Below are 22,536 nucleotides of genomic sequence, written 5' to 3' on the forward strand. Positions count from 1 at the left end.
GAGTCCAGTCCTCACCCGGTTTTGAGTGTGGGTGTGCAGGAGACGGTGGAGGACGCGGGCCGTGAGGCCGCCGTGTTGGGTTCTCTGCGGCGTAATGAGGGTGGTCTGGAGCGGTTCTGGCTTTCCCTCGGCGAGGCCTATGTGCGGGGTGTGACGGTCGATTGGGACGCGGTGTTCGCCGGCAGCGGTGCCCGGCGGGTCGACCTGCCCACCTACGCCTTCCAGCAGGAGCACTACTGGCTGGAGAGCGGCGCGGCAGAGGACACCGCAGCCGCGTACCCGGTCGACGCGGTGGACGCCCGCTTCTGGGAGGCCGTCGAGCGGCAGGACGTGGCCGCGCTCATGGCGGAACTGGACGTCGACGAGGACGAGACGCTGACTGCGCTGCTGCCGGCCCTGTCCTCGTGGCGGACCCGGAGCCGTGAGCAGTCGACCGTCGACGGCTGGCGCTACCGGGTGACCTGGAAGCCCGCGCCGGAGCCCGCCCACTCCCGTCTGTCCGGCACCTGGCTGGTGGCCGTTCCCGAGACCACCTCCGAGCTGACCGACGCCGTGCTCCGTACGCTGGCCGAACACGGCGCCGACGTACGGCCCGTCACGCCCACCCGTACCGACGACACCCGTACCGACGACACCCGTACCGACACCCGTATCGAGGACATCCGGGGCGAGCTGGCCGGGCGGATCCGGGAGGCGCTCGCCGACGGCTCCGCCGTGGCGGGCGTGCTGTCCCTGCTGACCTGCGACGGGGCCGACGAGCCGCTGGGCGCCTCCGCTCCCGCCGGTGTGATCGCGACCCTCTCCCTGGTCCAGGCCCTCGGCGACGCCGAGGTCGCCGCCCCCCTGTGGTGCGCCACGCGCGGAGCCGTCGCCGTGACCCGCACAGAGCGGGCGGCCGACCCCGCGCAGGCCGCCGTCTGGGGCCTCGGCCGGGTGGCGGCCCTGGAGCACGGCGAGCGCTGGGGCGGTCTGGTGGACCTGCCCGGTACCGACGCCGTGGACGACCGGACGCTCGCCCGGCTCGCGGGCGTCCTCGCCGGTGACGCCGCCGAGGACCAGGTCGCCGTCCGCGCCTCCGGCCTCCACGTGCGTCGCCTGGTCCGGGCGCGGCTCGCCGAGACGCCCGCCGTCCGGGCCTGGAAGCCGGAGGGCACGACGCTGGTCACCGGCGGTACGGGCGCGCTCGGTGCCCACGTGGCCCGCTGGCTCGCCGGCAACGGCGCCGAGCACCTGCTGCTCACCAGCCGCCGGGGCCTTGACGCCCCCGGCGCCACCGAACTGCGCGACGAACTCACCGCACTCGGCGCCGAGGTCACCGTCGCGGCCTGCGACGTCAGCGACCGCGACGCCGTGGCCGCCCTCATCGCGGCCGTACCGGCCGACCGGCCGCTGACCGCCGTCGTGCACACGGCCGCCGTGCTCGACGACGGCGTCATCGAGGCACTGACCCCCGCGCAGGTCGAGCGGGTGCTGCGGGTGAAGGTCGACGCCACCCTGCACCTGGACGAGCTGACCCGGGACCTGGACCTGTCGGCGTTCGTGCTGTTCTCGTCCTTCGCCGCCACCTTCGGCGCCCCCGGCCAGGGCAACTACGCGCCCGGCAACGCCTTCCTGGACGCCTTCGCCGAGCACCGCCGCGGGGCGGGGCTGCCCGCCACCTCCATCGCCTGGGGCCCCTGGGGCGACGGCGGCATGGCCGAGGGCGCGGTGGGCGACCGGATGCGCAGGCACGGCGTCATCGAGATGGCACCCGAGCGGGCCGTCTCCGCCCTCCAGCACGCGCTGAACCGCGACGAGACGACCCTCACGGTCGCGGACATGGAGTGGAAGCGCTTCGTCCTGGCCTTCACATCCGGCCGCCCCCGGCCCCTGCTGCACGACCTCCCCGAGGCGCGGGAGGTCATGGAGGGCATCCGCGCCGACGCCGCCGACGACCCCGGAGGCGCGGCCGCGCTGGCCCAGCAGCTCACCGGACTGCCGGAGGCCGAGCAGGAGCGCCTGCTGCTGGAACTCGTCCGCACCGCGGTCGCCGCCGTCCTCGGCTACGCCGGGCCCGACGCGGTCGAGGCGGGCCGGGCGTTCAAGGAGCTGGGCTTCGACTCACTCACCTCCGTCGAGCTGCGCAACCGGCTCAACGCCGCCAGCGGGCTCAAGCTGCCGCCCACCCTCGTCTTCGACCACCCCACGCCCACCGTCCTCGCCCGCCACCTGCGCGCCGAGTTCTTCGGCCGGGCCGGTGCCGCCACCGCCGCCCCCGTCCCCACGAGCGCCGCGCTCTCCGACGCGGAGCCCATCGCCGTCGTCGCCATGAGCTGCCGCTTCCCGGGCGGCGTCTGCACCCCCGAGGAACTGTGGCACCTGCTCACCTCCGACGGTGACGCGCTGTCCCAGTTCCCCCTGGACCGCGGCTGGGACGTCGACGCGCTGTATGACCCCGACCCGAACGCCCAGGGCACCTCGTACACCCGCGAGGGAGGCTTCCTCTCCGACGCGGCCGCCTTCGACGCGGCGTTCTTCGGGATCTCGCCGCGCGAGGCGCTGGCCATGGACCCGCAGCAGCGGCTGCTCCTGGAAACCTCCTGGGAGGCCTTCGAGCGGGCCGGCATCGACCCGGAGACCCTGCGCGGCAGCCAGGCCGGCGTCTTCGTCGGCACCAACGGCTCCGACTACTCCAACCTGGTACGCGCCACCACGAGCGACCTCGAAGGCCACCTGGCCACGGGCAGCGCGGGCAGCGTCGTCTCCGGCCGGCTGTCGTACACCTTCGGTCTCGAAGGCCCGGCGGTCACCGTCGACACCGCCTGCTCCGCCTCGCTGGTCGCCCTGCACCTCGCCGTACAGGCACTGCGGAGCGGTGAATGCTCGCTGGCGCTCGCGGGCGGTGTGACGGTCATGTCGACACCCGGCACCTTCATCGAGTTCAGCCGGCAGCGCGGCCTGTCCACGGACGGCCGCTGCAAGGCCTTCTCCTCGGACGCCGACGGGTTCAGCCCGGCCGAGGGCGTCGGCATGCTGCTCGTCGAGCGCCTGTCGGACGCCCGCAAGAACGGGCACCCGGTGCTGGCGGTCGTGCGCGGCTCGGCGGTCAACCAGGACGGTGCCAGCAACGGCCTGACGGCCCCCAACGGCCCGTCCCAGCAGCGCGTCATCCGCCAGGCCCTGGCCAACGCCCGGCTCACGGCCGCCGACGTGGACGTCGTCGAAGCGCACGGTACGGGCACGACGCTGGGCGACCCGATCGAGGCGCAGGCCCTCCTGGCGACCTATGGTCAGGACCGGCCGGCCGGCCGGCCCCTGCTGCTCGGCTCCATCAAGTCGAACATCGGCCACGCCCAGGCCGCCGCCGGTGTCGCGGGCGTCATCAAGATGGTGCTCGCCATGCGGCACGGAGTGCTGCCGCGCAGCCTGCACATCGCCGAGCCCACCCCGCACGTCGACTGGACCGCCGGCGAGGTCACGCTGCTGACCGAGCAGCGCGCCTGGCCGGAGACCGACCGCCCCTGGCGCGCGGGCGTGTCGTCGTTCGGGTTCAGCGGGACGAACGCCCACGCCATCATCGAGCAGGCCCCGGTCGACGAGGGGACCGACGACCCGGAAACCCCTGAGCCGTCCCCCGAACCCCTACTGACCACGAAGCCGGCCCCGCACGCCCAGGACGGCTCCGCGTCCGGCGCGCCCCTCCCGCTGCCGTGGCCGCTGACCGCCAGGAACGACAAGGCGCTGCGCGGGCAGGCCGAGCGCCTGCTGACGCACCTGTCCACCCACCCTGACCAGCGGGTCGCCGACATCGGCCACTCCCTGGCCACGACCCGGACCGCCCTGGGCCGGCGCGCCGTGCTCATCGGCCGCGACCAGGACGACTACGCGAACGCCCTCACCGCCCTGGCGGCGGGGAACACCTCACCCCTGGTCGTCCAGGGGGAGGCCGTCGGGGGTAAGACGGCGTTCCTGTTCCCCGGACAGGGGTCGCAATGGGTAGGCATGGCAGTGGCGTTGTTGGACGCTTCACCCGTGTTTGCCACCCGAGTGGATGAGTGCGAGAAGGCGCTGGAGCCCTTCACCGACTGGTCGCTGCGCGATGTGCTGCGCGGCGCCGAAGGCGCGCCCTCCTTGGACCGGGTGGACGTCGTGCAGCCTGCCCTCTTCGCCGTCATGGTGTCGTTGGCGGAGGTGTGGCGTGCTGCTGGGGTGCGTCCGGGTGCGGTGATCGGTCATTCGCAGGGGGAGATCGCCGCCGCGTGTGTGGCGGGGATCCTGTCCCTTGAGGATGCGGCGCGTGTGGTGGCGCTGCGTAGTCAGGCGATCGGCCGGGTGCTGGCGGGTGTGGGCGGGATGGTGTCCGTGCCGCTGGCGGTCGACAAGGTGCGGGAGCGTATCGCCCCGTGGGGCGAGGACCGTATCTCCATCGCCGCGGTCAACGGGCCGTCCTCGGTCGTCGTTTCCGGTGAGGTCGCCGCCTTGGATGAGTTCCTGGCGGTGTGTGAGCAGGATGGGGTGCGGGCCAAGCGGATCGCCGTGGACTATGCCTCGCACTCGGCGCAGGTCGAGCTGCTGCGCGAGGAGCTGGCCGAACTGCTCGCCCCGATTACGCCGAAGGCCGGGGACGTTCCCTTCCTGTCGACCGTCACCGGGGAGTGGGTCACGGGCCCCGAGCTGGACGCGGGCTACTGGTTCCGCAATCTGCGTCAGACGGTGGAGCTGGAGCAGGCCGTGCGCACGCTCCTGGATCAGGGTTTCGGGGTGTTCATCGAGTCCAGTCCTCACCCGGTTTTGAGTGTGGGTGTGCAGGAGACGGTGGAGGACGCGGGCCGTGAGGCCGCCGTGTTGGGTTCTCTGCGGCGTAATGAGGGTGGTCTGGAGCGGTTCTGGCTTTCCCTCGGCGAGGCCTATGTGCGGGGTGTGACGGTCGATTGGGACGCGGTGTTCGCCGGCAGCGGTGCCCGCCGGGTCGATCTGCCGACGTATGCGTTCCAGTCGCAGCGGTTCTGGCCGGAGGCCGCGCCGGTCGAGGCGGTCACGGTGTCCGGGGACAGTGCGGTCGATGCCGCGTTCTGGGAGGCGGTGGAGCGTGAGGACCTTCAGGCGCTGACGGCGGAGCTGGACGTCGAGGACGATGAGTCGTTGACTGCCCTGTTGCCGGCTCTGTCGTCGTGGCGTCGTCGTAGTCGTGAGCAGTCGACTGTCGACGGCTGGCGTTACCGGGTGGTCTGGAAGCCGCTGGCCGAGCCGGCCGGCTCCCGTCTGTCGGGCACCTGGCTGGTGGTGGTTCCGGAGACCGGCTCCGGGCTGGCCGACACCGTGCTCCGGTCGTTGGCCGAGCGCGGGGCCGAGGTGCGTACCGTCACCGTCCCGGCCGGCACCGGCCGGGAACGGCTCGCCGTGCTGCTGAAGGAGACGGCGGCCGGTAGCGCGCCCACCGGTGTGGTGTCCCTCCTCGCCTTCGCCGGCGACGGCGGCACCCCGCTCCGCGCGCACACCGGGCTGCTCTCCACCTCCGCGCTCGTCCAGGCCCTCGGCGACGCCGAGGTGGACGCCCCGCTGTGGTGCCTCACGAGCGGTGCCGTCTCGGTGTCCCGCTCGGAGAGGACGGCGGACCCGGCGCAGGCGCTCGTCTGGGGCTTCGGCCGCACGGCGGCACTGGAGTACCCGGACCGCTGGGGCGGTCTGGTCGACCTGGCCGGTCCCGACGCCCGTACGCTCGACCGCCTGGCCGGGGTTCTGGCCGGTGACGGTGCCGAGGACCAGGTCGCGCTGCGTGCCTCCGGCCTGTTCGGCCGGCGCCTGGCGCACGCCCCGCTGTCCGACACCCCCGCCGTCCGGGCCTGGAAGCCGGAGGGCACGACGCTGGTCACCGGCGGTACGGGAGCCCTCGGCGCCCACGTCGCCCGCTGGCTCGCCGGCAACGGCGCCGAGCACCTGCTGCTCACCAGCCGCCGGGGCCTCGACGCCCCCGGCGCCACCGAACTGCGCGACGAACTCACCGCACTGGGCACCCACGTCACCATCACCGCCTGCGACATGGCCGACCGCGACGCCGTCGCCACCCTCCTCGACGCCATACCCACCGACCGGCCACTGACCGCCGTGATGCACACGGCCGGTGTCCTCGACGACGGTGTCATCGACGCGCTGACGCCCGAGCGGTTCGCGACCGTGCTCGCCCCCAAGGCGGACGCGGCGCTCACCCTCCACGAGCTGACCCGCGACCTGGACCTGTCCGCGTTCGTCCTCTTCTCCGGTGTGGCCGGCACGCTCGGCGACGCCGGTCAGGGCAACTACGCGGCCGCCAACGCCTATCTGGACGCCCTGGCGGAGCAGCGGCACGCCGACGGGCTGGCCGCGACGTCCGTGGCCTGGGGCCGCTGGGGTGACAGCGGGCTCGCCGCGGGCGGTGCGATCGGCGAGCGGCTGGACCGGGGCGGGGTGCCCGCCATGGCGCCGCGTTCGGCGATCGGCGCCCTCCAGCAGATCCTCGACCGGACGGAGGCGGCCGTGGCCGTCGCCGACATCCAGTGGGAGCGGTTCGCGCCCGGCTACACCGCCGTACGGCGCAGCCCCTTCCTCGCCGATCTGCCCGAGGTGCGGCGGCTCGCCGAGGCGTCGGCGGCCGGCGGCGAGGCGGGCGGGGAGCACTCCCCGGCCGAGGCGCTGCGGGCACGGCTCGCCGTCATGCCGCAGGCCGAGCAGGCCCTGGCCGTGCTCGAACTGGTCCGCTCCCACGCGGCCACCGCGCTGGGGCACCCCACGACCGACGAGGTGGGCGCGGGACGCGCGTTCAAGGAGCTCGGCTTCGACTCCCTGATCGCGCTGGAGCTGCGTAACCGCCTCAACGCCGCCACCGGGCTGCGGCTCCCCGCCACGCTCGTGTTCGACCACCCGACCCCGGCGGTGCTGGCCGAATTCCTCCGGGCCGAGATCACCCAGGACGGCAGTGGCGGGGCCGCCCCGGGGATCGCGGAACTCGAGAAGCTGGAGTCCGCGCTCTCCGTACTCGATCCGGACGATTCCGACGGCGACACACGTACCGACATCGCGCTGCGTCTGCAGGCCCTCCTGGCGAAATGGGGTGAACCGCACACCGATTCACATGGCGAGGCCGTGACCGAAAAGCTTCAGGAGGCCACGCCGGACGAGCTCTTCGACTTCATCGAGAAAGAGCTCGGAATTTAGTACGGCGGACAGCAGGCAGTAGCAGGCGCAAGGGTTTGTGACGATAAGCATGGGTGAGGTTCCAATGGCAGATCAGGACAAGATCCTCGGCTACCTGAAGCGGGTGACGGCCGATCTGCATCAGACGCGGCAGCGCCTTCGCGAGGTCGAGGCCCAGGAGCCGGAGCCGATCGCGATCGTCGGCATGAGCTGCCGGTTCCCCGGTGGCATCGAGTCGCCGGAGGACCTGTGGGACCTGGTCGCCGGGGGCCGGGACGCGATCACCGACTTCCCCACCGACCGTGGCTGGGACATCGAGTCGCTGTACGACGCCGACCCCGACCAGCAGGGCACCTCCTACACCCGTGAGGGCGGTTTCCTCGACGGTGTCGGCGAATTCGACGCCGCGTTCTTCGGGATCAGCCCGCGGGAAACCCTCGGCATGGACCCGCAGCAGCGCCTGCTGCTGGAAACCTCCTGGGAGACGTTCGAAAGAGCCGGAATAGACCCGGCCACGCTGCGCGGCAGCAAGGCCGGTGTCTTCATCGGCACCAACGGCCAGGACTATCCCGAACTGCTGCGTGAGGTGCCCAAGGGCGTCGAGGGGTACCTCCTCACCGGAAACGCCGCCAGCGTCGTCTCCGGCCGCCTCTCCTACACCTTCGGGCTCGAGGGCCCGGCGGTCACCGTCGACACCGCCTGCTCCGCCTCGCTGGTCGCCCTGCACCTCGCGGTGCAGGCGCTGCGCAACGACGAGTGCTCGCTGGCGCTCGCGGGCGGTGTCACCGTCATGTCGAGCCCGCGTGCGTTCGTGCAGTTCAGCCGGCAGCGCGGGCTCGCCCCCGACGGCCGCTGCAAGCCGTTCGCCGACGGGGCCGACGGCACCGGCTGGGGCGAGGGCGTCGGCATGCTGCTCGTCGAGAAGCTCTCCGACGCCCGGAAGAACGGGCACCCGGTGCTGGCCGTGGTGCGCGGCTCGGCGATCAACCAGGACGGCGCGAGCAACGGCCTGACCGCCCCCAACGGCCCGTCGCAGCAGCGCGTCATCCGCCAGGCGCTCACCAACGCCGGGCTCACCCCCGCGCAGGTCGACGTGGTCGAGGCGCACGGCACGGGCACGACGCTGGGCGACCCGATCGAGGCGCAGGCCATCCTCGCCACCTACGGCCAGAACCGGCCCGACGGCCGCCCCCTGTGGCTCGGCTCGATCAAGTCGAACATCGGCCACACGCAGGCCGCCGCCGGTGTCGCCGGCATCATCAAAATGGTCCAGGCGATCCGCCACGGCGTCCTGCCCGAGTCGCTCCACATCGACCGGCCGTCCGGGAACGTCGACTGGGACGCCGGTGACGTCAGGTTGCTGACCGAGGCCGTGCCGTGGCCGGAGACCGGCCAGCCGCGCCGCGCCGGCATCTCGTCCTTCGGCGTCAGCGGAACCAACGCCCACACCGTCATCGAGCAGGCCCCGCCCGCCGTGGACCCGGACGGCGCCCCCGGCGACGCGACGGCCCCCGGCGAGCGGCCCGCCGAGGGCGCCACCGGTCCCGTACCGCTGCTGGTGTCGGGCCAGAGCGACACCGCGCTGCGCGCCCAGGCCGACCGGCTCGCCGCCCACCTGCGCGCCCACCCCGACCTCGCCGCAGACGCCGCGGGCCTGACCGACCTCGGCTTCTCCCTGGCCACCAGCCGCTCGTCGCTGGACCGCCGGGCCGTGCTGTTCAGCACCGACCGCGACGGCCTGCTCGCCGACCTCACGGCGCTCGCCGCCGGCGAACAGGGCACCGACCACGTCCTGGGCGCCACCGGCGAGGGCAAGACCGCCTTCCTCTTCTCCGGCCAGGGCAGCCAGCGCCTCGGCATGGGCCGCGAACTGTACGCCGGCCACCCCGGCTTCGCCCGCGCCCTCGACGAGGTCGCCGCCGAACTGGACCAGCACCTCGAACGCCCGCTGTACGACGTGCTGTTCGCCGAGGAGGGCACCCCCGAGGCGGACCTGCTCGACCGGACCGCCTGGACCCAGCCGGCCCTGTTCGCCGTCGAGGTCGCCCTGCACCGCCAGCTCGAACAGTGGGGCGTCACCCCCGACTTCCTCATCGGCCACTCCATCGGCGAGCTGGTCGCCGCCCATGTCTCGGGCGTCCTCACCCTCCCCGACGCGGCCAGGCTGGTCGCCGCCCGCGGCCGGCTGATGCAGGCACTGCCGGCCGGCGGTGTCATGATCGCCGTCGAGGCCACCGAGGACGAGGTCGCGCCGCTGCTCACCGACCGGGTGGGCGTCGCGGCCGTCAACGGCCCCTGCTCCGTCGTCGTCTCGGGCGACGAGGACGCCACCGCGGCGCTCGCCGCCGAGTTCGAGCGGCGCGGCCGCCGGACCAAGCGGCTGACCGTCAGCCACGCCTTCCACTCACCCCTGATGGAGGGCATGCTCGACGCGTTCCGCGAGGTCGCCGAGTCCGTCGCGTACGCCCCGCCCGTCATCCCCCTGATCTCCAACCTGACCGGCGCCTCCGTCACCGCTGAGGAGATCTGCCGCCCCGACTACTGGGTGCGTCACGTCCGCGAGGCCGTACGCTTCCTCGACGGCGTGCGCCGGCTCGCCGACCAGGGCGTGACCACCTTCGTCGAGGTGGGCCCCGGGGGAGTGCTCACCGCCCTGGCGCAGGAGTGCGTCACCGACCGGGACGCCGTCTTCGTGCCCGTCCTGCGCGGCGAGCGCCCCGAGGCGGCCGCCTTCGCGACCGCCGTCGCCCGGGTCCACGTCCACGGCGTCCCCGTCGACTGGTCCGCCGTCTTCGCCGGGCGCGGCGCCACCCGCGTCGACCTGCCCACGTACGCCTTCCAGCGCGAGCTGTACTGGCCCGAGCAGCCCACCGCCTGGGGCGGCGACGTCACCGCCGCCGGCATCGGCTCCGCCGACCACCCGCTGCTCGGCGCGGCCATCGCCCTGGCGGACGGCGACGGGCACCTGTTCACCGGCCGCCTCTCGCTGGCCACCCACCCCTGGCTCGCCGACCACACGGTGATGGACACCGTCCTGCTGCCCGGCACCGCCTTCGTCGAGCTGGCGCTCCAGGCGGGCGACCACACCGGCTGCGGCCTGCTGGACGAACTCACCCTCGAAGCGCCCCTGGTGCTGCCCCCGCACGGCGGCGTGCAGATCCAGCTCGCCGTCGGCGCTCCCGACGCCGAGGGCCGCCGCTCGCTGACCCTGCACTCCCGGCCCGAGGACGCCGCCGACGACACCTGGGGCGAGGGCACCTGGACCCGGCACGCCACCGGTGTGCTCGCCCCGGCCGGCCGGGAACCCGCCGGCACCGACCTCACGAGCTGGCCGCCGAAGGGCGCCACCGAGGTCGACGTCGAGGGCCTGTACGACTACCTCGCCGGCTCCGGGTTCGCCTACGGCCCCGTCTTCCAGGGCCTGCGGGCCGCCTGGCAGCGCGGCGACGAGGTGTTCGCCGAGGTCCGCCTGCCCCGCGCCGCCCACGACGAGGCCGCCCTGTTCGGCCTGCACCCCGCGCTGCTGGACGCCGCGCTGCACGCCGTCGGCATCGGCTCCCTCCTGGAGGACACCGAGCACGGCAGGCTGCCGTTCTCCTGGAGCGGTGTCACCCTCCGGGCCGTCGGCGCCCGGGCCTTGCGCGTACGGCTCGCGCCCGCCGGCAACGACACGGTGTCGGTGGCCCTCGCCGACGAGACCGGCGCGCCCGTCGCCTCCGTCGACGCGCTGCTGCTGCGGCCCGTCTCGCCCGACCAGGTGCACGCCGCGCGCACCGCCTTCCACGAGTCGCTGTTCCGGGTCGACTGGACCGGTGTGCCCCTCCCGGCCGCCCTCACCGTCGCCGCCGGCCAGTGGGCGCTGCTCGGCGACCCGGACACCCCGTACGCCACCGCCCTGCCCACCGCCACCGTCCACGCCGATCTCGCCGCGCTCGGCACGGCCCTGGACGCGGGCGGCCCCGTCCCGCAGGCCGTCGTCGTCCCCTTCCCCCTCTCCGGTGCCGCCGAGCGCACCCCCGTCGGCACCGACCTGCCCGGCGCCGCCCGGGACGCGCTCCACCGCGCCCTGGACCTCGCCCAGGCCTGGCTCGCCGACGACCGCCTCGCCGGCTCCCGCCTGGTGTTCGTCACCCGTGACGCCGTCGCCACCACCGCCGCGTCCGACGTCGCCGACCTGGCGCACGCCCCGCTGTGGGGCCTGCTGCGCTCCGCGCAGTCCGAGCACCCGGACCGCTTCGTCCTGCTCGACGTGGACGGACGCCCCGAGTCCCTGCACGCCCTGCCCGCCGCGCTCGCCACCACCGAACCGCAGCTCGCCCTCCGCGAGGGCGCCGCGCTGGTGCCCCGGCTCGCCCGGGTCGCCGCCGTACCCGGCCAGGAGGCGCCCGCCCTCGACCCGGACGGCACCGCCTTGGTCACCGGCGCCACCGGCACCCTCGGCGGCCTCGTCGCCCGGCACCTGGTCACCGCCCACGGCGTACGCCACCTGCTGCTCACCAGCCGCCGGGGCGAGGCCGCCGCCGGCGCCGCCGAACTCGCGGCCGAACTGCGCGAGCTGGGCGCCGACGTCACGATCGCCGCCTGCGACGCCGCCGACCGCGACGCGCTCGCCGCGCTCCTCGGCACCGTACCGGCCGAGCACCCGCTGACCGCCGTCGTCCACACCGCCGGCGTCCTCGACGACGGGATCCTCGAGGCGCTCACGCCCGAGCGCGTCGACCGGGTCCTGCCCGCCAAGCTCGACGCGGCCGTCCACCTGCACGAACTGACCCGCGACGCCGACCTCGCCGCGTTCGTGCTGTTCTCCGCCGCCGCCGGCACCCTCGGCGGCCCCGGCCAGGCCAACTACGCCGCCGCCAACGCCTTCCTCGACGCGCTCGCCCAGCGCCGCCGCGCCGAGGGGCTGCCCGCCACCGCGCTCGCCTGGGGCCTGTGGGCCGAACGCAGCGGTATGACCTCCGACCTCGCCGACGCCGACCTGGAGCGGATCTCCCGCGCCGGAGTCGCCGCCCTGTCCTCCGCCGAGGGCCTGGCGCTGCTGGACACCGCCCGCGCCGTCGGCGACCCCACCGCCGTCCCCATGCACCTGGACCTGGCGTCGCTGCGGCACGCCGACGCGAGCATGGTCCCCGCGCTGCTGCGCGGCCTCGTCCGCGCCCCCGCGCGCCGGGCCGCCGCCGACACCCCGGACGGCGCGCCCGCCGGCGGCCTCGCCGAGCGGCTGCTGCCGCTGACCGCCGCCGAACGCGACCGGCTGCTGCTGGACACCGTCCGCGTCCAGGTCGCCGCCGTCCTCGGCTACCCCGGCCCCGAGGCCGTCGACCCGAGCCGCGCCTTCAAGGAGCTGGGCTTCGACTCGCTGACCGCCGTCGAACTCCGCAACAGGCTGGGCTCCGCCACCGGGGTGCGGCTCCCGGCCACCCTCGTCTTCGACTACCCCACCCCCCACACCCTGGCCGCCCACCTGCGCGGCGAACTCCTCGGCGACGCGGTGGACGCGGCGCCGGTCGCCGCGACCACCGGCCCCGACGACGACCTCATCGCCATCGTCGGCATGAGCTGCCGCTACCCCGGCGGCGTCACCAGCCCCGAGGAGCTGTGGCAGCTCGTCGCCGGCTCCACCGACGCGATATCGCCGTTCCCCACCGACCGCGGCTGGAACCTCGACGCGCTGTACGACTCCGACCCCGGCCGGGCCGGCACCTCCTACACCCGCGAAGGCGGCTTCCTCCACGACGCCGCCGACTTCGACGCCGACTTCTTCGGCATCAACCCGCGCGAAGCCCTCGCCATGGACCCGCACCAGCGGCTCCTGCTGGAAACCTCCTGGGAGGCCTTCGAGCGGGCCGGGATCGACCCGGCGTCCATGCGCGGCAGCCGCACCGGTGTGTTCGCCGGTGTCATGTACCACGACTACCTGACCCGGCTCCCGGCCGTCCCCGAGGGACTGGAGGGCTACCTCGGCACCGGCACCGCCGGCAGCGTCGCCTCCGGCCGCATCTCCTACACCCTCGGTCTCGAAGGCCCCGCCGTCACCGTCGACACCGCCTGCTCCTCCTCCCTGGTGGCCCTGCACCTCGCCGCGCAGGCCCTGCGCAACGGCGAGTGCGACATGGCCCTCGCGGGCGGCGTCACCGTCATGTCGACCCCCGACACCTTCATCGACTTCAGCCGCCAGCGGGGCCTCGCCACCGACGGCCGCTGCAAGTCGTTCTCCGCCGACGCGGACGGCACCGGCTGGGCCGAGGGTGCGGGCATGATCCTCGTCGAGCGCCTCTCCGACGCCCGCCGCAACGGCCACCAGGTCCTGGCCGTCGTCCGCGGCACCGCCGTCAACCAGGACGGCGCCAGCAACGGCCTGACCGCCCCCAACGGCCCCTCCCAGCAGCGCGTCATCCGCCAGGCCCTCGCCAACGCCGGCCTCACCACCGCCGACGTCGACGCCGTCGAGGCGCACGGCACCGGCACCACCCTCGGCGACCCCATCGAGGCCCAGGCGCTCCTCGCCACCTACGGCCAGGGCCGCCCCGAGGACAGCCCGCTCCGCCTCGGCTCCATCAAGTCGAACATCGGCCACACCCAGGCCGCCGCCGGCGCCGCCGGCATCATCAAGATGGTCCTCGCCATGCGCCACGGCGTCATGCCGCCGTCGCTGCACATCGGCGAACCCTCCCCGCACATCGACTGGTCCGCCGGCGCCGTCTCGCTGCTCACCGAGGCCGCCGACTGGCCCGACACCGGCCGCCCCCGCCGCGCGGGCATCTCCTCGTTCGGCGTCAGCGGCACCAACGCGCACGTCATCATCGAGCAGCCGCCCGCCGACGACACGGCGACCCCCACGCCCACCGGCCTCCCGGCCGGCGCACCGCTGCCGTTCACCCTCTCCGGCCGCACCCCCGCGGCGCTGGGAGCCCAGGCGGCACGACTGGCCGACCACCTCCGGCAGCGCCCGGACGCGGCCCCCGCCGATGTGGCGCTCTCCCTGGCCACCACCCGTACCGCGCTCGACCGCCGCGCCGCCGTCGTCGCCCACGACCGCGACGAACTCCTCGCCGGGCTCACCGCCCTCGCCGAAGGACACGACGACGCCCGGGTCGTCCGCCACCCCACCGCCGACGGCCGGACCGCCGTCCTGTTCACCGGACAGGGCAGCCAGCGCCCCGGCATGGGCCGCGAACTGTACGACACCTACCCGGTCTTCGCCGAGGCACTGGACGCGGTCTGCGCCGCCCTCGACCCGCACCTCGAACAGCCCCTCAAGGACGTGCTGTTCACCGACGACAGCGGCCTCATCGACCGGACCGGCTGCACCCAGCCCGCCCTGTTCGCCCTGGAGACCGCGCTCTACCGGCTCGTCGAGTCCTGGGGCGTACGCCCCGACTTCGTCAGCGGGCACTCCATCGGCGAGATCACCGCCGCGCACGTCGCGGGCGTCCTCTCGCTCACCGACGCGGCCACCCTCGTCGCCGCCCGGGGCCGCCTCATGCAGGAACTCCCCGAGGGCGGCGCGATGATCGCGCTCACCGCCACCGAGGAGGAGGTCCTGCCGCTGCTCGCGGGCCACGAGGACCGCGTCGGCATCGCCGCCGTCAACTCCGCGTCCGCCGTCGTCGTCTCCGGCGAGGAGACGCTCGCCCTGGACATCGCCGCCGAGTTCGAGCGGCGCGGCCGGCGCACCAAGCGGCTCACCGTCAGCCACGCCTTCCACTCCCCGCTCATGGACGGCATGCTCGACGCGTTCCGCGAGGTCGCCGAAACCCTCACCTACCACCCGCCCGTCATCCCCGTCGTCACCAACCTCACCGGCCGCGTCGCCGGCGACGAACTGCGCACCGCCGACCACTGGGTCTCCCACGTCCGCGAAGCGGTCCGCTTCCTCGACGGCATCCGCACCCTGGACGCCGAACACGTCACCACCTACCTCGAACTCGGCCCGCGCGGCGTCCTGTCCGGCCTCGGCCGCGACTGCCTGCCCGACACCACCGACCCGGCCGACGCCGCCGTGTTCGTCCCGGCGCTGCGCCACGACCGCGGCGAGGCCGACGCCCTGACCGCCGCCGTCGCCGCCATCCACACCCGCGGCGTGCCGCTGGACTGGGACGCCTACTTCGCCGGCACCGGCGCCCGCCGCGTCGAGCTGCCCACCTACGCCTTCCAGCGCGAAAGGTTCTGGCTCGAAGCCCCGGAGGGCCACGTCGGCGACGTCGAATCGGCGGGTCTGGGCGCCGCCCACCACCCGCTGCTCGGCGCCTCCGTCGCCCTCGCCGACGGCGAAGGCCTCCTCTTCACCGGCCGCCTCTCCCTGGACACCCACCCCTGGCTGGCCGACCACGCCGTCATGGGCACCGTCCTGCTGCCGGGCACCGCCTTCGTCGAACTCGCCATCCGCGCCGGCGACCAGGCCGGGTGCGACCTCCTCGAAGAGCTCACCCTCGAAGCCCCCCTGGTCCTCGCCCCGCACACCGCGGCACGGCTCCAGATCGTGGTCGGCGCCCCCGACGGGGCCGGCCGCCGCACCCTGGACCTGTACTCCAGCGACCCGGACGCCCCCGCCGACCAGCCCTGGACCCGGCACGCCGGCGGCATCCTCGCCACCGGCGCCCCGCGCCCCGCCTTCGACCTGTCCGCCTGGCCCCCGCCCGGCGCCGAAGCCGTCGGCGTCGACGGCCTCTACGAACACCTCGGCCAGGGCGGCTTCGCCTACGGCCCCCTCTTCCAGGGACTCCGCGCCGCCTGGCTGCACGGCGACGACGTGTACGCCGAGGTCGCCCTGCCCGACGACCGGCAGTCCGACGCCGCCCGCTTCGGCCTCCACCCGGCCCTGCTCGACGCCGCCCTGCACGCCACCTTCGTCCAGCCGTCCCCCGACGGCGACCGGCAGGGCCGGCTGCCGTTCTCCTGGCGCGGGGTGTCCCTGCACGCCGTCGGCGCCGCCGCACTGCGCGTACGCCTCACCCCCGACGGCCCGGACTCGCTCACCCTCCAGGTGGCCGACACCACCGGCGCACCCGTCGCCGCCGTCGACCACCTGATGCTGCGGCCCGTCTCCGCCGACCAGCTCGGCGGCACCCGGCCCGCACACCACGAGTCGCTGTTCCGCGTCGACTGGGCCACCGTGCCGACCGCCCCCGCCGGCCAGGACGCCACCACCGACGACTGGGCCGTCATCGGCGCGCCCACCACCACCCTGCCCGGCCGCACCCACCCCGACCTGGACGGCCTGCGCGCCGCCCTCGACGCGGGCGCCCCGGCACCCGCGTACGTCCTGGTCGACCACACCTCCGGCACCACCGGCGGCACCCTCGCGGACGACGTCCACACCGCCACCCACCAGGCCCTCGGCCTGGTCAAGGCATGGCTCGCCGACGACCGGTTCGCCGCCTCCCGCCTGGTGTTCGTCACCCGGGGCGCCGTCGCCACCCAGGGCGACTGGGACCTCGCCGACCTGACCCACGCACCCGTGTGGGGCCTGGTCCGTACCGCCCAGTCGGAGAACCCCGACCGGTTCGTCCTCGCCGACCTCGACACCGACCCCGCCTCCGCCGACGCCCTCCGCGCGGCCCTCACCGGCGGCGAACCGCAACTCGCCCTCCGCCGCGGCACCGTCCACGCCCCCCGGCTCGCCCGCGTCCCCGCCACCACCCGGCTCACCCCGCCCCAGGACGGGACCGCCTGGCGCATGGACATCGAGGACAAGGGCACCCTCGACAACCTCACCCTCGTCCCCAGCCCCGAGTCCGAAGCACCCCTGGAGCCCGGCCAGGTCCGCGTCGCCGTCCGCGCCGCCGGCCTCAACTTCCGCGACGTCCTCAACGCCCTCGGCATGTACCCCGGCGATCCCGGCCTCATGGGCAGCGAAGGCGCCGGCGTCGTCCTGGAGACCGGACCCGGCGTGACCGACCTCGCCCCCGGCGACCGCGTCATGGGCATGCTGCCCGGCGCGTTCGGCCCGCTCACCGTCGTCGACCGCCGCATGATCGCCCCCATGCCCGAGGGCTGGACCTTCGCCGAGGCCGCCGCCGTACCCATCGTCTTCATGACGGCGTACTACGCGCTCCACGACCTCGCCGGACTGCGCGACGGCGAAGCGCTCCTCGTGCACGCCGCCGCCGGAGGCGTCGGCATGGCCGCCGTCCAGCTCGCCCGCCACTGGGGCGCCGACGTGTACGCCACGGCCAGCCCCGGAAAGTGGGACACCCTCCGCGGCCTCGGACTCACCGACGACCGGATCGCCTCCTCCCGCACCCTCGACTTCGAGGACACCTTCCGCACCGCCACCGGCGGACGCGGCGTCGACGTCGTCCTCGACTCGCTCGCCCGTGAATTCGTCGACGCCTCCCTGCGGCTCCTGCCGCGCGGCGGACGCTTCGTCGAAATGGGCAAGACCGACGTCCGCTCCCCGCAGGACGTCGCCGACGCCCACCCCGGCGTCACCTACCAGGCCTTCGACCTCACCGAGGCCGGCCTGGACCGCATCCAGGAGATGCTCACCGAGCTCCTCGCCCTCTTCCGCACCGGCGCCCTGCGCCCCGTACCGGTCTCCGCCTGGGACCTCAGGCAGGCCCCCGAGGCGTTCCGCTACCTCAGCCAGGCACGCCACGTCGGCAAGATCGTGCTCACCCTGCCCGCCGAGTGGAACCCGGACGGCACCGTCCTCATCACCGGCGGCACCGGCACCCTCGGCGCACTCGTCGCACGGCACGCCGTCACCACCCGGGGCGCCCGCCACCTGCTGCTCACCAGCCGCCGCGGCGAGGCCGCCGCCGGCGCCGCCGAACTCGCCGCCGAACTGCGCGAGCTGGGCGCCGACGTCACGATCGCCGCCTGCGACGCCGCCGACCGCGACGCGCTCGCCGCCCTGATCGACGCCGTACCGGCCGAGCACCCGCTGACCGCCGTCATCCACACCGCCGGCGTCCTCGACGACGGCGTCGTCGACGCCCTCACCCCCGAGCGCGTCGACCACGTCCTCAGGCCCAAGGCCGACGCGGCCCTCCACCTGCACGAACTGACCCGCCACCTCGACCTGGCCGACTTCGTCCTGTTCTCCTCCGCCGCCGGCACCTTCGGCGGCGCCGGCCAGGCCAACTACGCGGCCGCCAACGTCTTCCTCGACGCCCTCGCCCGCCACCGGCAGGCCCACGGCCTCGCCGCCACCTCCCTCGCCTGGGGCCTGTGGGCCGAGGCCAGCGGAATGACCGGCGAACTCGACACCGCCGACAAGGACCGGATGACCCGGTCCGGCGTCCTCGGCCTGTCCAGCGAGGAAGGACTCGCACTCCTCGACACCGCCCGGCACCTCGGCGACGCCCACCTCGTACCCATGCAGCTCGACCTCGCGCCGCTGCGCCAGGCCGACGCGAGCATGGTCCCCGCGCTGCTGCGCGGCCTCGTCCGCACCCCGCTCCGCCGGGCCGTCGAAGCCACCGCCACCGGCGGCGGCACCCCGCTCGTCGAGCAGCTCGTACGCCTCCCCGAGAACGAGCGCGACCCGCTCCTCCTCGACCTCGTACGCAACCAGGTGGCAGCCGTCCTCGGCCACGCCACCCCCGACGCCGTCGAACCCACCCGCGCCTTCAAGGACCTCGGCTTCGACTCGCTCACCGCCGTCGAGTTCCGCAACAGACTCGGCGCGACCGCCGGCATCCGGCTGCCCGCCACCCTGGTCTTCGACTACCCGACCCCCGCCGCACTCGCCGGCCACCTCCTGGACGAACTCCTCGGCTCCGAGGCGGCCGCCGCCCTCCCGCGGGTCGCCGCCACCGCCGTCGAGGCCGACGACCCCATCGCGATCGTCGCCATGAGCTGCCGCTTCCCCGGCGACGTCCGCACCCCCGAGGACCTGTGGGAGCTGCTCGCCGAAGGCCGCGACGGCATCTCCCACCTGCCCGACGACCGCGGCTGGGACACCGAGGCGCTCTACGACCCCGACCCCGACAGCCCCGGCACCTCCTACGCCAGGGAGGGCGGCTTCTTCTACGACGCCCACCACTTCGACCCGGCGTTCTTCGGCATCAACCCGCGCGAAGCCCTCGCCATGGACCCGCAGCAGCGCCTGCTGCTGGAAACCTCCTGGGAGGCCTTCGAGCGGGCCGGGATCGACCCGACCGGCCTGCGCGGCGAACAGGTCGGCGTGTTCGTCGGCCAGATGCACAACGACTACGTGTCCCGGCTGAACACCGTCCCCGAAGGCGTCGAGGGCTACCTCGGCACCGGCGGCTCCAGCAGCATCGCCTCCGGCCGCGTCTCGTACACCTTCGGCTTCGAAGGCCCCGCCGTCACCGTCGACACCGCCTGCTCCTCCTCCCTGGTGGCCCTGCACCTCGCCGCCCAGGCACTGCGCAACGGCGAATGCTCCCTGGCCCTCGCGGGCGGCGTCACCATCATCACCACCCCGGACGTCTTCACCGAGTTCAGCCGCCAGCGCGGCCTCGCGAGCGACGGCCGCTGCAAGCCGTTCGCCGCCGCCGCCGACGGCACCGCCTGGGGCGAGGGCGTCGGCATGCTCCTCGTCGAGCGCCTGTCGGACGCCCGCCGCAACGGCCACCAGGTCCTGGCGGTCGTCCGCGGCACCGCCGTCAACCAGGACGGCGCCAGCAACGGCCTGACCGCCCCCAACGGCCCCTCCCAGCAGCGCGTCATCCGCCAGGCCCTCGCCAACGCGGGCCTGTCGGCCGCCGAGGTCGACGCCGTCGAGGCGCACGGCACCGGCACCCGGCTGGGCGACCCCATCGAGGCCCAGGCCCTGCTCGCCACCTATGGCCAGGACCGGCCCGAGGACAGCCCGCTGTGGCTCGGCTCCATCAAGTCCAACTTCGGCCACACCCAGGCCGCCGCCGGTGTCGCCGGCATCATCAAGATGGTCCAGGCCATGCGCCACGGCGTGCTGCCCAAGACCCTGCACGTCGACGCACCGTCCCCCCACGTGGACTGGTCGGCGGGCGCGGTCTCGCTGCTCACCGAACAGCGCGCCTGGCCCGACACCGGCCGCCCGCGCCGCGCCGGCGTGTCCTCCTTCGGCATGAGCGGTACGAACGCCCACGCCATCATCGAGATCGCCCCCGACGCCGGGGCCGACGCCGGCCCCGACACTCCCGCACCCGCACGCGCCGGCACGGAACAGGCCCCGGCCGCCCTCCCCTGGAACCTCTCCGCCAGGACCCCCGACGCGCTGCGCGCCCAGGCCGCACGCCTGCTGTCCCACCTGGACGCCCACCCCTCGGAGACGCCCGCCGACATCGGCTACTCCCTCGCCACCGGCCGGGCGGTCTTCGACCAGCGCGCGACGGTCGTCGCCCAGGACCGCGACGGCTTCCGGGACGCGCTCACCGCGCTGGCCGAGGACCGCTCGTCGGCCGCCGTCGTCACCGGTTCGCCGGTGGCCGGCAAGGTGGCGTTCCTGTTCACGGGTCAGGGCAGTCAGCGGTTGGGCATGGGTCGTGAGTTGTACGAGGCGTTCCCGGTGTTCGCGGAGGCGCTGGATGCGGTGTGCTCGCACTTGGACCTGCCGCTGAAGGACGTGCTGTTCGGCGCGGACGCGGCTGCTGTCGACCGTACGGAGTTCACCCAGCCCGCGTTGTTCGCGGTCGAGGTGGCGCTGTTCCGGCTCGTCGAGAGCTGGGGCGTGAAGCCCGATTTCCTGGCCGGGCATTCGATCGGTGAGATCGCGGCCGCGCACGTGGCGGGTGTCTTCTCGCTGGAGGACGCGTGCACGCTGGTGGCCGCGCGTGGACGGCTGATGCAGGCGCTGCCGACCGGTGGCGTGATGATCGCCGTCCAGGCGTCGGAGGACGAGGTTCTTCCGCTGCTGACGGACCGGGTCGGCATCGCGGCGATCAACGGTCCGCAGTCGGTCGTGGTCGCGGGCGACGAAGCGGACGCGGTGTCCATCGCCGAGCACTTCGAAGCGCAGGGTCGTAAGACGAAGCGCCTGAGCGTGAGCCATGCGTTCCACTCGCCGCACATGGACGGGATGCTGGAAGCGTTCCGTGCCGTTGCGGAAGGGATCGTGTACGGGTCCCCGCGCATCCCGATCGTCTCGAACCTGACCGGTGCGCTGGTCACGGACGAGATGGGGTCGGCGGACTTCTGGGTACGTCACGTCCGCGAGGCCGTGCGATTCCTGGAGGGTGTCCGGGCCTTGGAGGCGGCCGGGGTCACGACGTACCTGGAACTCGGCCCCGACGGGGTCCTGTCGGCGCTGGCCCAGGAGTGCCTGACCGGCGAGGCGGACGCGGCCGTCTTCGCGCCCGCCCTCCGCGCCGGCCGCGAGGAGGCCGGGACGCTGCTCTCGGCGCTCGCCACGGCGCATGTACGGGGCGTCCCCGTCGACTGGCGGGCGTTCTACGCCCCCACCGGCGCCCGGCGCGTCGACCTGCCGACGTACGCCTTCCAGCGTGCCGTCTACTGGCTCGACGCGGGCCGCTCGCAGGGTGACGTCACCTCGGCCGGACTCGGCGCGACCGACCACCCGCTGCTCGGCGCGGCGGTCGAACTGCCCGACTCGGACGGCTTCCTGTTCACCGGCCGGCTCTCCTTGGCCACGCACCCCTGGCTCGCGGACCACGCCGTCATGGGCTCCGTCCTGCTGCCGGGCACGGCGTTCGTGGAACTGGCGCTGCGCGCCGGTGACCAGGTCGGCTGCGACCGGGTCGACGAACTGACCCTGGAAGCACCGCTGGTGCTGCCCGAGCACACCGCCGTGCAGCTCCGGCTCTCGGTCGGCGCCGCCGATCAGGCGGGACGCCGCAGCCTCGCGCTCCACTCCAGGACCGAGGGCGCGGACACCGAGCTGCCGTGGACCCGCCACGCCACCGGAACGCTCACGACCGGAGCGGAACACGTTCCGCAGGGCCTGACCGCCTGGCCGCCGGCCGGGGCGGAGCAGGTCGCGGTGGAGGGGCTGTACGAGGGCCTTGCCGACGCCGGTTTCGGCTACGGTCCGGTGTTCCAGGGGCTCCGCGCCGCCTGGCGGAAGGACGGTGACGTCTACGCCGAGGTCGCGCTGCCGGAGAGCGCCCAGGCGGAGGGCGGCCGGTTCGGCCTGCACCCCGCCCTGCTGGACGCGGCGCTGCACGCACTGGGGCTCGGCGGCACGGAGGCCGGGGGCGGCGGCGAAGGACGCCTGCCGTTCTCCTGGTCGGGTGTGTCCCTGCACGCCGTCGGCGCCACCGAACTCCGGGTACGCCTCGCGCCCACCCGGGGCGGGGAGGTGGCCCTGACCATCGCCGACGCCGCGGGAGAACCGGTCGCCTCGGTGACCGGCCTGGCGCTGCGAGCCGTGAACCGCGAACAGCTCGACACGACCCAGGACGTCACCCGCGATGCCTTGTTCCGGGTGGAGTGGTCGGTGGTGCCGGTGGATGGTTCGGCCGGTGTGGTCGATGA

General features: G+C 74.4%; 2 protein-coding genes. Both read left to right on the forward strand.

What is annotated here, in order from left to right:
* The coding region (locus ACZ7LK_RS32295) for a type I polyketide synthase (RefSeq protein WP_471144645.1) at positions 1–7,170 on the forward strand (7,170 nt) is incomplete at its 5' end.
* Between the two features lie 64 nt (positions 7,171–7,234).
* Positions 7,235–22,536 (forward strand): SDR family NAD(P)-dependent oxidoreductase (locus ACZ7LK_RS32300; protein ID WP_471144646.1); only part of this gene is annotated, 15,302 nt, incomplete at its 3' end.

The organism is Streptomyces sp. NPDC039423, assembly GCF_055598725.1.